At 53.0% G+C, this 15,988-nt stretch carries 7 protein-coding genes; 3 read left to right on the forward strand and 4 right to left on the reverse strand.

Translation table 11 applies throughout. The annotated features are described in order from the left end of the window. Positions 1-345: 345 nt before the first annotated feature. Positions 346-7,389 (reverse strand): SdrD B-like domain-containing protein, encoded by a 7,044-nt coding sequence (locus ACO08I_RS07480; protein WP_421948947.1) that lies wholly within the window; start codon positions 7,387-7,389, stop codon positions 346-348. A gap of 307 nt (positions 7,390-7,696) precedes the next feature. Here ACO08I_RS07480 and ACO08I_RS07485 point away from each other — a divergent pair, with 307 nt between their 5' ends. Then, positions 7,697-8,140 (forward strand): energy transducer TonB, encoded by a 444-nt coding sequence (locus ACO08I_RS07485; RefSeq protein WP_421948948.1) that lies wholly within the window; start codon positions 7,697-7,699, stop codon positions 8,138-8,140. On the opposite strand, the gene ACO08I_RS07490 is transcribed toward ACO08I_RS07485, so the two are convergent. Together ACO08I_RS07490 and ACO08I_RS07495 are read right to left on the reverse strand one after the other, a co-directional pair. Next, complete coding sequence (locus tag ACO08I_RS07490; protein ID WP_421948949.1) at positions 8,132-9,235, reverse strand: DUF6544 family protein; 1,104 nt, start codon at positions 9,233-9,235, stop codon at positions 8,132-8,134. The genes ACO08I_RS07485 and ACO08I_RS07490 overlap by 9 nt on opposite strands. Before the next feature lie 169 nt (positions 9,236-9,404). After that, on the reverse strand, positions 9,405-10,919 hold the full coding sequence (locus ACO08I_RS07495) for a T9SS type A sorting domain-containing protein (RefSeq protein WP_421948950.1): 1,515 nt from the start codon (positions 10,917-10,919) through the stop codon (positions 9,405-9,407). Positions 10,920-11,123: 204 nt separating this feature from the next. On the opposite strand from ACO08I_RS07495, the gene ACO08I_RS07500 reads away from it, so the two are divergent. Next, positions 11,124-12,161, forward strand: coding sequence for a hypothetical protein (locus tag ACO08I_RS07500; RefSeq protein WP_421948951.1), 1,038 nt, complete (start codon positions 11,124-11,126; stop codon positions 12,159-12,161). Positions 12,162-12,291: 130 nt separating this feature from the next. Beyond that, positions 12,292-13,908: a family 16 glycosylhydrolase gene (locus ACO08I_RS07505; protein WP_044229595.1), complete on the forward strand. Its 1,617-nt coding sequence runs from the start codon at positions 12,292-12,294 to the stop codon at positions 13,906-13,908. A gap of 149 nt (positions 13,909-14,057) precedes the next feature. On the opposite strand, the gene ACO08I_RS07510 is transcribed toward ACO08I_RS07505, so the two are convergent. Then, entirely contained in the window at positions 14,058-15,941 is a 1,884-nt protein-coding gene (locus ACO08I_RS07510) for a DUF4914 family protein (RefSeq protein ID WP_421948952.1), read from the reverse strand. Positions 15,942-15,988 lie beyond the last annotated feature (47 nt).

Genomic DNA, 15,988 nt, shown 5'->3' on the forward strand with positions numbered 1-15,988 from the left:
CTGACAAACCAGGATTTTACTTCGTGCCTACCGCATTGTATGACAATAGGACGCCGCTGATTTTGGGGCTAGTGCCTCGGGTTTTAAGTCTCTGATACCTAAGTTGAAGTTATTTTGCAGCTAATTGAGGCCGAGGTTCCCGCGCATAGCAGCGCTATGTAATCCCGGATTTATCCGGGACCCAACGACAAGTAGCTACAAAAGAACGAAACTTGGGGTGTCAAGGATTTATGGCTTAATCCGCTAGTGCTCTGCCAGGGCTAAAACTCCGGGGCGCCATCGCGACTCCTGATGCCCCCTGTTCACCATTAAAAACCGCTACTCTTCTTTATACACATGCCTCCCCTACTCCTTCACAAATGGCAGCATCTCCCACCGCGTCTGTCCCCGGCGCAGGCGGACAAAGTAGGGCCCGGAAGGCAGCCCCGACACGTCAATATCCAGCTGACGGTCGCCGGTGCGCACACTGAGGACTTGTAATAGCTGCCCCTGCGCATTGAACAGCTCCAGCCGGTCGCCTGCCTCAAAGGGGCTGGCCAGAGACACCGTGACCTGCTCCCGTGCGGGGTTGGGGAACAGCAACACCTCGTCCAGCAGGGCTACAACGGCTTCCTCTGAGTAGACCTCCTCTCCTTCCGGGGTATGAATGGCCACCCGGTAGTGGTGTACGCCGGGCCCCGGGTCTTCGTGCAAGTGCTCGTAAAAACACTGACTACCAATGTAAACCTTGGGCTGATCGTACCGGGCGATCGGCTCATATACCTTATCCCCTGCCACAGCATGCATCACCGTGTAGGTATAGCCCGCCTGCAGTTCCTCCCGCATCCAGTCTACTTTCACACAGCTGACTCCCTGCACATCCATCGGACTGGCGCTAAGCGGCATGGGCACCCCGCAGTAAAAGGGGCTCTGTGTAGCAGTGATCTGCCGGGTTTGCGTGGCCGTGCAGCCATTGGCTGTAACGGAAAGGGTAAAGCGGAAACGCCCGTGGGAATAGGGTGCAGACAGCGTTACCTCCTGCCCCGTAGCGGAGGAAGGGGTAAGCCCAAGCCCCATTTCCCATTCATAGATTGCACCGGGGCCAGCATCTGTAGCGGTGAAGGTGGCAGGCTCGCCGACACAAAGAATGGCAGGGCCGGTAATTTCAGCCACCGATTCGGCACCTACTTCAATAGTCACGATGTTGCTTTCCAGATAAACAGTGCAACCGGACCGGCGGGCACAACGGGCAAAATAGGTGGTCTCTTCAAGCGGGCCGGGGGCGTAGTCCGGCGTATTGCTGTTCGGGACGAGCTGCCAGGTCTGAAGGTTGAAAGGCCCCGCTACCGTACTGCTCATCCAAAGGTATTCAATAGCCCCGCTTCCACCTTCAGGCGCAGCCACACTCACAATCGGCGCGGGGATATTCCCGGCGCCACAAAGATACTGATCCGGACCGACCTGACCGGGGCTAGTCACGTTATCGCATACTGAATAGAAACCAGCGTCAATGGAGAAGTTAGCAGCCCCCTCTTCGAGCAAAAAAGAGCTCGTGAGACGCCCATCGGGCTGCACGTCACTATCCATCTCCGGATCATCGCCTTGTTGTGGCAGGGTGACTTCCAATCCATTCGTGGGCACAAATCTGACCCGGTACGTGCCGGGCACCGTACTGAATTGGTAATAGCCATCCGCAGCTGTAGTGGTGGTATCTACAGGTATGAAGGTATTGCCTGTTGCTTGTTCCAAAATAACCTGCACACCTCCCAGCCCCGGCTCACCTGTATCCTGTAAGCCATTCTGGTTCTCGTCCAGCCAGACGAAGTCTCCCAGTTCTGCCAGTGCTGCGGCAATAACGGTAATGGTAAAAGTACAATTAGCGGTGCAGCCCGATACATCGGTATAGGTATAGGTAATGACGTGCTCGCCCGGGCCTGCTGTGGCAGGAACAAAAAGCCCGCTGCTCACGCCGGGCCCGCTGTAAACCCCACCTGCAGGCTCGCCCCCATTCAGCGTAATCCCGCCATCGGCCAGGTTTACTTCTTGATCCGGCGGGCAGGTAACGACAGGAACCGGATTTACTGAGACATCGAAGGTACAAGTGCTGGCACAGCCTTCATCGCTGGTGTAAGTATAAGTAAGCAGATGTGCGCCGGGGCCTGCGGCGGCAGGGTCAAAAACACCATTCGCTACGCCGGGTCCGGTATAGTTGCCTCCGGCCGGCAGCCCACCTGCCAGCGGAACAGGGGCCCCTTCAGCACATACGGCAGGCAGGTCCGTACAACTTACCTGTGGCAATGGTACCACTTCTATAGTGAAGGTACATACCGAACTGCACATATTGCTATCGAAGAACTCGTATGTGATAACATGAACCCCTATCCCCCCAAGCTCCGGGTAAAAAAGTCCGTTCTCCACTCCTGCCCCGCTGTACATGCCGCCTTCGGGTGTTGCGCCTTCAAGCAGAAAAGCGGGAGTATCGATACAGACAGTCGCCGGATCAGGACAGGCCACTTCGGGGACAGCGTTGACCGTCACTTCGAAACTGCAACTGCTCTGGCAGCCCAGGGCATCAGTGTAAGTGTAAGTGATCGTGTGCAAACCCGGTCCGGCTATATCCGGGTGAAAACCATCGGCCATAATGCCGGGGCCTTCAAATGCCCCTCCTGATGGCGCCCCTCCTTCCAAAGAAACAAGTCCGGCATCCTCACAAACGGTGAAGTCCTGAGGGCAGGTAAGCTCCAACGGTGCTTGCGGGTACAGGGCCAGGGTAGTTGTATCGCACCCGCAAGTGGGCACTGCTTCCAGCCATATACCTGTGGCACCAGCACAGAGTGCCCCACTTAAGTCAATGGGCATGAGATTGCCTGCTGACAGGCTGCCCTCAAATTCCAGAGTACTCAAAAGTACTCCGCCCAGCTGTCCGTCAGCATCTATACAATAGGCATTAACAGTCACCCTATCGGTTTCTGACTGCCCCAAACCACTGAGTGCCAGCTTTGCCTCCAACTGGAATGTACTGTCCTCACTCAGGCAGAGGTTGATATCCGTAAAGGTATAGATGGGCTTTTGAATAGGTATAGCAATGGTATCCTGCCCGGTAGCGACTTCCAGCTCCGTCAGACAGGGAATACCACCGCAACTGAGGGGGTCCCGGGTGACGGTATTGCGGAAAATAGCCACTGCCGGAGCGGCACAGGCTGCCCCTTGCTCTTCGATTTCAAAACTGAAGGCAATCTCTGTGCCGTCCGGCAAATTTTCCGGAAGGGCAAAACGGATCTCTGCCAGCCCGTCGGCATTGGTCCGGGTGGTGGAATAGGCGGGGCAACTGCCAGCATCGGGGCTTTCGCAAATCAGGCTGCCGGGTACATAGGCAATACCTGGGGGGACAATCAATACTGAAGTATCCCGAGCGGTGGTGCCGCCACCCATCAGTTCAAAAGCAGCCTGCACACGCACCGTACTGCCACAGCCCTGTAACGCACCAGATACCGAAGACATCGGATCAGTCTCATAGGGCGGCTCCGTGCCTACCACATTGACCGGATTGGAAGCCACCAGAATATCAGAACCAATAGCAGGGTCGCTGCAGGGGCTGAAACCTCGGGCCCGGTAGAACGCAACAGTCTTGGTCGGATCAAAACCACAACCAGTCTCAATTTCAAAAACCACCCGCATCTGCCGGTTGGCAATTCCGGGGTTGCTGAAGGTACCGGGCAGGCTGTCGCCCACTACACGGGAGTGCGTGGTCAGGTCAAAGGTCACGGTATCCCCATTCACCGCACCGGATAGAGGCTCAAAGACAATACTGGCATCGTTAGGGTAGCCCGCGCTCATAGAGTTCACCTCCACACCGGGGGGCAAAATGACATCAAGGACCGGATTGACCAGGTCGGCCTGCTGCGCACTGTTTACGAGGACTTCAATGGTGTCAGTGGCACATAACTCCAGCGACTCCGAAGGGCTGGGCTGATTGGTAATTTGCAGTTGTACTTCTGCAAGCTGCGGATTGATATAGGCCACCAGCGTATCGAGAAAGCAGGACTCTATGGGATTATCCATACCGGGAAACCCTTCGCAATTCCAACCATAAACCACCAGGAAACTGTCGGGGAGGCATCCGGTTTGACTGACGCAGATTTCAATTTGCTCTGTGGTATTGCTAGGGTGTTCTCCAAGCCGGTACACGCCTGCAGCATCAAGCCCTATGGGACTGCCACCATTTTCACGCACCTGCTCCACGGATACCAGGCCATCTTCACTAATCAGTTCCAGCCAGGTATAAGGCACATCAAAGCCACTGCCCACCCCGGTATTGGCTACGGAGAGGGTATAGCAATTTTCTTCGGTAAAGGCGTTGTTGACGAGGGGGTTCAGGACAAAGCTGAACTGACCGATAGGGGTGTAATTGAGCAGGCGGCTGCGGTCCTGGTTGTAATGCAAATTGGCAGTAGGGTCCTGATATTGCACACGGGCCCGCCCGTATACGGCGCCTTGCTCTGAAGCACAGGAAGGCTGCCAGAAAGATTTTAGAATTTCGTCACGGGCCTGCTCTTCCCATAGCGGAATGGGACCACCGCGGTCGCTGTACAGGTTCCGGATATCAAAGTAAAGGCTGTCGGCATCTTCAGCGAAAGGCGCTACGTCAATAGTGAAAACCCCGGGGCTTCGCCGGTATTGAAGCCGCCGGAAGGTATAGCCGGGTATTTTGGCAAGGGCCAGGGTATCAAAAGCAAAAACGGGCCGGAATTCATTAGGGAAGAAGTCGATATCATCATTGGTAACGCAACCCCGCTGTGTGCGGGTGAAAACTTCCCATGTCAATTCCTCGCACCCGGTGAAGCTCCCGGATCCACCTGAAGCAAAACTAACGGCTGCGGCAACCATCTGCACACGGTCTATAGTCACGCCGCAGGCATCCCGGCTCTGGAAGTTATCATTGGAAAGCTGGAATGCGTTGCGAATATCCTGATTGTCTACGCAGAAGGTAGTAATGGGGCTAAAGCCTTCCAGCGCATAATCATAGAATTCGCCCTGTGCCAGGCCTGCATCAAAAGCATAGAGGGTTTCGATGTACACACTGTCACCTTCCGTGAAAACGAAATTTTCCGGAAAAGCCGGATTGAGCTGATGCAAGTCTGCTGCCGAAAGGCTATATTCAAACAGGGAATCTCCAACTACATTGGCCACCGGGATAGTGCTGACTTCCCCGATGAAAGCACCGTTATCATATACCCGGGCTTTGGCACCAAGGGCTTTGAAATAGGGATAAAGCATCGTCTGCCGGAACCGCCCCTGCACCCATGGGGCATTGGGGCCGGCAAGCACACCAAGGCCAGCTTTGGTCAGAATGGTATCTGAAGGTGCCACCCGGTCCAGGCGAGCCTGCGCCGCATCCGCCGGGGCGTTGGACTGCCAGATTCGCTCGTTGCCGGGATCTGCCATGCCCACGTTCACCCGCTTGGTTTCGCTAAGAAGGACCGTACCTCCGCCGCCGTTGCAATCTCCGCCGGGACAAAACAATAAAACCGGAAAACTGCTGCAGCTGATTCCCAGGTAGCAGTCCTCTTCGCACCCTGCTCCCACTGTTTGGTAGAGCACAACGGGCAATTCAACCAGCCCGGCCCCACCGCAGCCCCATGAAAGGTCAAAGCAGAATTCTACGGCCCCTCCGTTGTAATCCGATTGCTTAATGATAATAGTCGGCCGGTCAGAATCTGCACCTGCCAGCTCATACGGAATAGTATCGCCATTGACATCAAGGGCGTAAGCATTGCCTGTAAACAACAAGTCAAAATCAATGGGCATCCCCAACTCCACAGCATAGGTATTTTCACCGCTTACATCCGGATAACCGTCCAGCGTTGGAAACTGAAAGCAGTAGGAAACCGTCTGACCGTCAAAAATGGTGGCCGGCCCCGAGATAATGGTGGGCGTGGTTCCCAGGCGGGCATCGGCAAAATCATGGCTGGCTAATTCAAGGCGTGGGATATTCCCACAGGCGTCCCGCACCTGAAAGCGCGCAATCGGCGTTGGCCAGCTGTAGCTAATATTACAGGACTCCCGGCAACAGTAGACATAGTCGCCATGGATTTCCAGGCGCTCTCCGGGCAGAAGCGTTAAGTTGAAATACCGGGCGGCACTGACTTCCCCTTTGGGCAACCCTGAAGTACAGAAATTTACGGAGCCATACACTTCATCCGGTGACCGGGAGATATCCTGCCCATTCAAAAGCAGCTGTATAGAAGCTGTGTCAATAGAGGCATTGTTGGCACTGTAGTCCCCAAATGCCGGCAGTGTGGTATTTCCTTCGAAACCAAGCTGAAAGCCGATCTGAGCAGTAGTAGCCCCGGTATTTTCGATAAAGAAACCAAACTGATCGGGGGTCGCTCCATCCAGGCAGGCCGGTAATGCTCTTTCGAATAAAGTGCCGGTAGAAATGGAAGGCTGAGGTACAATGACCGCTACCGTACCCGTTGCCGGGATGGTGCGCTGGCATACTTCGGCACCGCACCCCCAGTAGGCATGATGGCTGACCTGATTCAGCGCCTGTGTGCAGGTCTGCACCTCAAACCGCTCCCGGAAGTCAATCTGCTCGCCGTTGGAAAAGCGGCCGTCCCCTCCAAAAACACCAGGATGCAAGCTTTCACTCAACGTATAAAAAAGGGTGTCGCCACTGGCAGATATGGGCACCAGGGCTTCGCCATCGTACCTTAACTCATAGTTTTGGACATCACCCAGCACAACGAAATAGGTGACCGAGTCAACAAAACCCAGCCCCCCCTGTGTCAGGCGCACCGGCCGGTCAATGGTCTGCGGCACGTCGCTGATGATCGTATCCTGACTGTTTGGCCCATTGGGATACTGATGGCTCAGGGAGGCAAACAGGAGGTTATAGGTATTGAGGTTAGGGTTATCTTCGATGACCGTGCCGGCCGCCGTTTGCACTACTACAGTATCCTTAAACAAGCCTCCCTCAACGGCAAAATCCCGGGCATCACATCCGCCGGAGCGGGTAATGGAAAAGTCCACTGCGTCATTTGCAGAAACGTCCGAAGGGCTAATCAGGAACTGCGGCGATTCCGGATCAGAGAGATCACCTTCGGTGATATTTAGGTTGCCATCAAAGGTTTGCAGGCTACCGGCTTTATACTGCAGTCCGGGCGGCAAGTTGATGGTTACCACGGGAGCATCAGCGTTATTGGACGTAAAGCGCAGGCGCACCCGGAGATCTCCATCCTGGTTGCAGGTCACTACGTCTTCTGCCTGCTCTGGATAGGTAACGGACACCTGGGCCTGACTGCTCAGCAGCCCGCCCAGCAAAAAAAGGGTGGCTAAGAATGGCTTAAGAAAAAATCTGGCTGCGCCAGTAGATGCCAGGGAAACGGATTGTGCATACCGTTTATTCATAGGAGCTGTTTTTGTGCTTACTTGTTGTTCGCTTTCGTACTGCAATATTACAGCACAGGCATTTTATGATCAAAAAGGTGCATTACACCGAATGAGGGGAGTAAAATCGGCAGGATTGATGGATTTGGGCGCTGGAGGGGGGAGCTTATCCAGCAACGCAAAGATACGTTAATTGACTGGTTATAGCAAGGGGGGGGATTTTTCAACTCTTTGGGTATTTACCTGCAGGCTGAATTTATTGCTCACACGGAGGGTAACCTTTTTCAAAATGGATAAATAAAGCTGCAAACATCAAAACTTGTCCATCATGAAAACGATTTGTGTAGCTTTATTCACCCTTTGCATTTTTTCCTTTGCCAGCGCGCAGTATGCCGCCAACTTTTCCTTTAATGAAGAAACACCTAAGGAGGCTAAAGCAGAAACCCTCTCCCTCAATGAGAAAATTGCCCGCCGAAATGCTTTAATCAAGCAGCACAACCAATTGGCACAGCGGACCCTGCTAGAGCACATTGCTACACGGGTCACCTACCCGGAATTGCTGCGGGAAAAAATGGTTGAAGGCCGGGTTACTGTAAAAGTCACACTCAACCCATTCGGGCAAGTACAGGCTTACGAAATTCTTCAGAGCCCCGACCCTGCTTTCAGCCGCGAAGTAAAGCGGGTTATAGATAGCGCTCCGGCGGTCGTCAGCAATCAGGCTTACCTCGGGGCCCGCAAACTGAACATCCCCATCGACTTTTCATTACGGTAATCCTAAGACTCCGTGTTTGGGATTGTAATCCACTTTCTTTAGCGTAAACTTGCCATACACGAAGGGGCCATCGGGATAATGCCAGGTGGCCTCTCCGTAGGATGCCAACCGGTGGTTGCCGAATCGCTTGTAATTGCTCAATGGAGTTGTAAACCGGTACTGTCGCATGGCATTGATATCGTAGCGGTCAAAGGACTCGAAGTTGATCAGCTGCCCATAGTCATTGAAAAAGAGCCTGGCGCCGATGGTGGTGCCTTTATTGGTAAAATGAGCCTGTACCGTTTGCCGGTCGATCGTCTCCCATTTAATCCGTTGATCAATCAGTGTGGCGGGCGCCAGAAAGCACATGTCATTGAACAGGGTAACGGTCTCCGCAATAAACATCTCCGCCCCGTCGGCCTGAGCCACTGGCAGTAAAGAGAAGAGGCGCACATCCATGCTGGCTTCATGCCCCTGATACCGGTGGTAGCCCTGAGCGGGCAGCCCTTTGACTTTAGCGCTCAAAAAGAACAGCCGTTCATCGGTATCAAAAAAATTGTACTGCTCACAGTCCATCCGCATCCAATCCTGTCCTTTCCCCCTCATCTCTGCCTTAAACCGGGCGCGGAAGCTGTGTACCTTGGGCTGCCCAACCACTCCGGCGTACCGGAGATAGCGCTGCACCGGAGCCGGCAGATACTCAAGGTCTTCTTCTGTGAGCAAATCCTGCTGAATAGCCTGTGTCCGCTCTATGCCGGCTTGTACATCCGCCCGGTACCGACGCTCAAACCGGTAGCTTTGCCAGCTGAGCAGGGCTGGAATCAAAATAAGCAAATTGGCGGCTGTGCCAAAGCGGGCATCCCCCCAATTGTGGAATATCAAAAACTGTGAAAGCACGACTGCAGCCATAGCCACTCCATACCAAAACTGGACGCCGCTCAAATAAAGTACCACCGCTCCGATAAACAAGAGGCCGGTCAGGAGCCACAGCAAACCCTGAGGCCGCGCAATAGGCTGGGTAAGCTGCTCAAACTGATGGAAATTGTACGCTTTTAAAAATCCGAAAAAGTGGATGATCCCGTGTAACAGCAGGATAAAGGCCAGTAAGAATCGCATCTCAGAATATTTTGATCCCTAAGGTACCCTTCTGCGCTGTGCCTCGCGCTGATCTTAATCATCGAAAAACCGCGAATAGCCGGAAAATGGATGATAGGTATCATACTTTACGCCCAGGCAATAGATCAGTGAGCGGCTTACAGGCAGGCGTACCCAAACCGCTGCAGCACTAACGGCTCACTTTGAGCGGAACCGCCCCCAACAGCTGCCCCGTGGCGGCATCCAGGCAGCGGACCCAATAAATACCGGTGGCCCAGTTGGTAGTGGAAACATTCATCTCGTTACCGGCAACCACAGACTGTTGATACACCGGGCGCCCGTTGCTACTAAGGATTTCCACCTCCATTTGCCTGCCTGACCATACTTCGGGAAAGGACAACTGCGCCCGCTCGGTGCAGGGATTAGGAAAAACAGAAGGTTCAGGTGCCTGAGTTGGGCCCAGTAATTCCGCATTGGTCATCTCTCCTTCCGAGTCGAACTTGTAGATGATGTGACGGCTTTCCTCCGGGAAAAGGTCGTCGCGGATGACCTGACCATGCGCCAGGCACCCCCCATCCGGAGTCGCTACCACCCCCGTAGCCCGGCTGTTATCAAAGGGTAGCAACAGATGCACATCCCACATACGCTCCAGGTTAGCATCTGCCTTACTCAGGCGCCAGCGGTTGCCATTCGCAAAATCAAAGCCTAATAAAAAATACTCGTCATCCGAATTGAAGTCTAATGGATATCGGTATGCCGGGCGCAGATCACCGTCTTCCAGGCCTGGCCCTTCGATAGCCAGCCCATGCACTACCGCCCGGCGGATTAACTCAAAATCAGGCGTCCTAATCTCAATAGACTGATAGATGCTGTCTGCACTATTGAGCTCAAAAATCCTGTTGGCAAAGACCTGATTACCGTCATTCGGCTTGAAGTAGGGGTAGAAATTCCCGATGTTCGTAAATCCAAAACCATCAAAATTATAAGCGGTACCAAGCCAGTCGTGGGCGTTTTCCTGAATGGGCTCCAAACTGACCAGACTGAGCTCCGAGAACAGGGATCCAAAACAACCAAACAGCCGATCCTCCACCATAGCCATAACGGCATAAGGCTGGGAAAAATCTGCAGGAGTGCTATTCAAAACATTGCAGGCGGTATCCATGACAATATCGTAAGGCAAAATATTCGAAGTATTCAGGCGGCGGCCATAGTACCGGCCATATATCCGGTCGCCTTTTCGGACAAAGCTGGATTCATTGCTAACCATAGCCATATTGGGTGAGAAAAAGTCCGCCAACGCATCATTAGTATGATAGCTGATCAGCTCCAGATCGCGGTCAAAGTGCAATACAGACAAGTTGGGCGCAGCGCTGTTTCCATCCTCCAGCAGGTAGGCAAAGCCAATCATCCACAGGGTACTGTCTACAGGGTCTGCGTGCAGTTGCTCGTAGAAGGAATAGGGGCCAAAATCCCCGCGAACCAGCGAATCCAGTATTTCCCCTTCCAGGTTGAGTTTGTACAGGAAAACCTCGCTCATTTCATCACGCTGCTCCAGGAACACCTCCTCCCCTACAACCACCATACTGGCGTCTGTTCCCAATCTGGCGGGCCGGTTGTGCAGCCCGCTCCAGGTATCGTACTCCTGAGCTGCAATCGAATTAAGCAGGAAGCAGAAAACAAATCCTAATATGACAGGTGCACGCATAACAAATGATTTTCACCAAAAAAATACAACAAACTGATTTACAGAACAATAACTCTAACAGTAAGCTAAAGTCATGGTTCAGAAGGCTCAGGAAGGGTGTAACAGAGCGGCTTTAGGCCACAGTAAGTTAAGGCTATTCCGGTGAAAAAATGGTACATTAAGGTATTTAAACCTCTGTAAGATAGAGTCAACGGATAATCAATCATGAAAAAGCACTTGTTACTATTTGCGCTCTGTTTCCTTTTTGGCGCGGCAGCCTTCGGGCAAAAAAAGTTCATCGCACTCCGGGATACGCCACCGGACTCGACGATCGCCGGTTTTTTCATAAAAAAGGTAGTGGACAGCCGCCCTGCAACGGATAGCATTGGCTATCTCTTCATTGGGGCACAATCCAGGAAAGTCCCCGTGGACCTGGCAAGAGGGCTGACGAATGCTTTCAGTAACTACCTGGATAGAGCCGTGCCCAGAGATGCAGGGGACCTGCCTGTTATCATGGGTGTGGACGAGCTGTGGCTTACCCCTGCACCCTCCGGTGCAGATCAGGAGTTGGAAGTCGTACTGCAAGCCTCTTTTTACCAGCAACGGGAACGGTATAAAGTCTTACTTTTCAAAACCCGGGTTTCTGTTTCCGGGAAGGAGCCGTCAGAGGCTTTAATACGGCGGGCCCTAAACCAGGTCCTAGATGAGTTCAGTAATACTGACTGGGATAATCCGGAGGCTGGCACCCCTGTAACAGAGGATCAACTCAAACAACGCCTGGACCAACAAAAGATCGTCCCTTTAAACCTGCTGCTGGCTGGCTACGCTGCAGGCGACAATGCCGAAGGCTGGAAGTTCAGCTATTACCGCAGCTCTAAATCTTCCCATAAAGGCTGGTTTTTCCCCTGGCGGCTTGGTGGAGAGTTTTTGCAGATTGAAGACCAACCCTTTGCCCGGTCTGGTATCGTGAAAGCCCGGCTCAACTACGGTATGTTTGGTATATGCCCGTTCCGGGAAATCACCGACCGGGTTTACATCAATTTGGATTTCATGCTGCTCGTTGGCGCAGAAAGCCTTACCGACCGGCTTGCCAGGCAATCGACTAACCTGTTGCTGGGGCTGGCGCCAAAGCAAAGCCTGTATTTCATTCCAAACAGCCGGTTTGGCCCGGTCATCGGGTTCGGGCTGTACCAGCGGCTGCTCACTTCAGAAGTGTACCAAAGTGATTTTGGCTTTCAGGTGGAAGCGGGATTTAAGTTTTGAGAGATACATGGATTTCTGTTGAATACTTTGTCACTCCCAAGTCTTAAATCCGATCTTTCACCTGCGAAAGGCTGGTTTTTAAACTCCTGCCCGTATATTACTTTTTTTCTCACTAAAATTAAACTGCACGATGATCAGGCTCTCCCTTCTGCTTTTTAGCTTCTTCCTAACGCCGTGGTCCTATTGCCAGACGATTGCTATCGGCGATGACTTCGAAGGCAACGGCAACATCAGCACGTGGGCGGGTGATGACTGTCAGATTGATACCAGCTTTCCCAATCCATTCCCTCAGGGCAGCAATACCTCTGCTACCGTGCTCAGGTACGGTGATACGGGCGGGCAGTATGCCAATGTGCGTTTCGATGCAGATATGCCGTTTGATATTTCAGGCGAGCACCTGTTCTCACTTCAAATCTACGTGCCATCCAGCGGGCTGACCGGAGTACAGCCCAACCAAATTTCGCTGAAACTGCAGGATGGCAATCTGCCAGCACCCTGGTCTACACAGAGCGAGATCATCAAGCCTATCGTAACGGATGAATGGCAAACGGTCACCTTTGACTTTGCGAATGACAATTACATCAACCTGTCTCCGGATTCTCCCCCGCCCACTCAGCGTAATGACTTCGACCGGGTCCTCCTGCAGGTCAACGGGGAAAATAACAACGATCAGGTGATAGCCTATATCGATAATGTCCAATTTGAAAGCACCTCCACTCCTGGCCCGGTTTTCAATCAGCTGATCTGGGCTGATGAATTTGACGTTGACGGCGCTGCAGATGATACCAAGTGGTTTCACCAAACCCTGCTCCCACTGGGCAACAGCTGGTTTAATGGTGAAATTCAACACTACACGGACCGTTTGGAAAACACCCGGGTGGAAAACGGCGTACTAAAAATCGAAGCCCGCCGGGAGACCTTCACCGATCAGGGGCATACCAAGGAGTTTACTTCGGCCCGCCTGAATTCCAAGTTCACCTTTCAGTACGGCCGGGTGGAAATCCGCGCTAAGCTGCCCACCGGACCCGGTACCTGGCCTGCCCTTTGGATGCTGGGCAAAAACATTGACGAAGATGGCGGCTACTGGGATAACGAAGGTTTTGGCACCACGCCCTGGCCCGCCTGCGGAGAAATCGATATCATGGAGCACTGGGGCACCAACCCCGGCTATGTTTCCAGCGCCACGCATACGCCCTCCAGCTTTGGGGGCACGGTTAATGTAGGCGGACAAAACCTGCCAACCTACGCCACAGACTTCCATGTGTATTCCCTGGAGTGGACCGCTGAGAAGCTGGTTTTTGCGGTAGATGGCGTGGAGCATTTTACCTACAACCCTGCTGATAAAAACCCGGAGACCTGGCCTTTTGATGCGGAGCAGTACCTGTTATTTAATGTCGCCATCCTGCCCAGTATTGCGCCTGACTTTACCAGCAGCGCCATGGAAGTGGACTACGTACGCATCTACCAGGAATCGCCTGTGGCAGTCACCTCTCCACAGAAATCGACAGTGCGCTATTTCCCCAATCCGGTAGAGGACACGCTGACGATCGAATTGGGTACAACAGTAGCTGACCCGGTGCACATCCGAATATTTGACAGCAGTGGAAGAGTCCTAAAGTCTGTTTCTGAAACAGCCAACCAGGGCACTGTCATGCTCCGGGGCTGGGACCACCTTCCTTCGGGTACCTATCAGGTACAAGTGCAATGGGGGCAAAAGCGGTCTGCTTTTTCTGTAGTAAAGCGATAACAGCCTCCGGTCAAAGAGATGCCCCAGCTTGTAGAGCGCAAAGGCAAAAACAAACACCCTGAAGCCGGAAATGACTTCAGGGTGAATGATGTAATCAACAACAGTTTTTTTAAATCGTAGCTTTGTGTAACCCCGGAGGCAGTGGGAGATTACCCTTTTTTAAAGAGGCTTTCATAATCCGTCACACTACCGTGGTCCAGGCAGCATTCGATAATTTGTTGGCCAAGAGGGCTGAGGCTATCTTCCTGGAACTGGGCAAGTGTCTTCTCAAAGAAATCATACAAAATCTTTGCACCCTGGTCATAGGCTTCTTTACCGACCTCTTCCTGGTACTCCACCTTGAGCATCCACTTAGGGATTTCGATGCGCTCCAGCTTCATTTTATTCATCGCGTACCCCAGCAGGCTACAGCGGGAAGGGCTCAGTTGCTCTGGCAGGAATTCGGCGTTGCCCTTTCGTGCCAGGTATTCCCGGCTAAGCCACTGCGGCATGAAGCTGGTCTTCCAGGCTCCAATGTGCTGGTTGGGCGTAAGGATGTACTTCACATCAGGTGTCTCTACGATTTGCTCCAGCAGCAGGTTGGCCTGTTTGACCTTCTTACCGGTAGCAAATGGCCAATAGCTGCCCACACCTTCACTGCTTATCCCTTTGGTCTGAATGATACTTGGATTGGCGTGCCCACGGGGCGCGACTAACCTCCAAAGCCACGCCAGGGCAGGCGGTAAAATGTGCATAATGCCTACTATGCCGTAATTTGGGTTTTCCTGAGTACAAGGTGGCGTCCGCAGACCTATGCTCCGGATATCCACCCGCACTGGATCAGAGTATATGCCGGGTACGATATCCCGTGGCAGTATGACTCTTGGATTGGGGCAGGGCACGCCGGGGGCATCTTGCTTGTGGTCCCATATCATAGCCCTTCCACCAGGCACAGCTTCGATATTCAGGAAGAGGAGCGGCTTCTCCGGTTTGGCTGTTATTTTTTCCAGCACCATATCGGTACCGTAGTCTTCGATGTGATCCACTCTGATAAACCAGGCGTCTTCCGCATCTTCCAGCCAAAGCTTGCCGTCGTTCTTCTGGAGTTTGGGATGGCAGAGCGCCATATCGTCGGTTACCGGTTCCAGGTCGCAGGTCCGGGGAAGGTCCAGCATCCTTTTTTCGCCGGTCAGGATATTCTTGCCTAACAACAGGCTGCCTTCCGGTGACCGGTGGGGCTGCTGCAACATCTCACTTTTGCCGCCGCCACTGGCTCCCTCGTGCATGAGCGTGATAACGTTATCGTAAGGCGTCACTACCCGGACAGTAGAGCAGTGCGCGGTTACCCAGCCTTCTTCTTCCCCCTGCCCGATCAGCATCCCGTAAACGCCTTTTTTGGCACTTGGCCCGGGATAGAGGTTGTAGGAAAACATTTCGTATTTGCCCGGCTGACGGTTGTGGACCACTACCTGCTTACCCTCAAAGTGGGTATGACGGAAAGGCGGGGCAGTATAAATAACCGCTTCCGGTGAGAAGTCTTCGGGCAATTCCATGGGGTCAATAATCCCCTGCAGCAGTGCCAGGCCCAAGCCAAAAAAACCTGCGTTGGCGGGAATAACAGCTACGGCATTATACCCCATACCCGGCTGCCCGGCATGGTAATAAAACATCCCCAGGTGCTGGGTCTTTAACCAGTCAAAGGTTTCGGCTCTCAATTCGTCGAAAGAATGACCGAACCGGTCTTCAAAGGTGGGCTTATCGGTAGGAAAGCTATCAGCAATGACCATGCAATTTGGATCGCGCCGGCGCATGTATACTTCCGTATAATTCGCGGCAATCCCGTTTTTGGTGCGGAGCACTTCAGCTTCCAGGTAACTTTGCCCATCAGGAAGATCATAGCGAACTTCCTGATAATCACTACCTTTTCCGCCCGCTGCCAGCTCCACCAGTTCCTCTATATTTCTTACAACAGTGAAACTTGGTGCGACGGCCATAAGCTCTTGAAGCTCAGTAATATTCCCTACGGTAAATTCAGCTGCAGTTTTACTAACCATGTCTGTTTTATCTTTTAGGTTTGAATCTGACCACAAATTAGGGGGAT

The organism is Phaeodactylibacter xiamenensis (assembly GCF_965229835.1).
GTDB classification, from domain to species: Bacteria; Bacteroidota; Bacteroidia; order Chitinophagales; family Saprospiraceae; genus Phaeodactylibacter; species Phaeodactylibacter xiamenensis.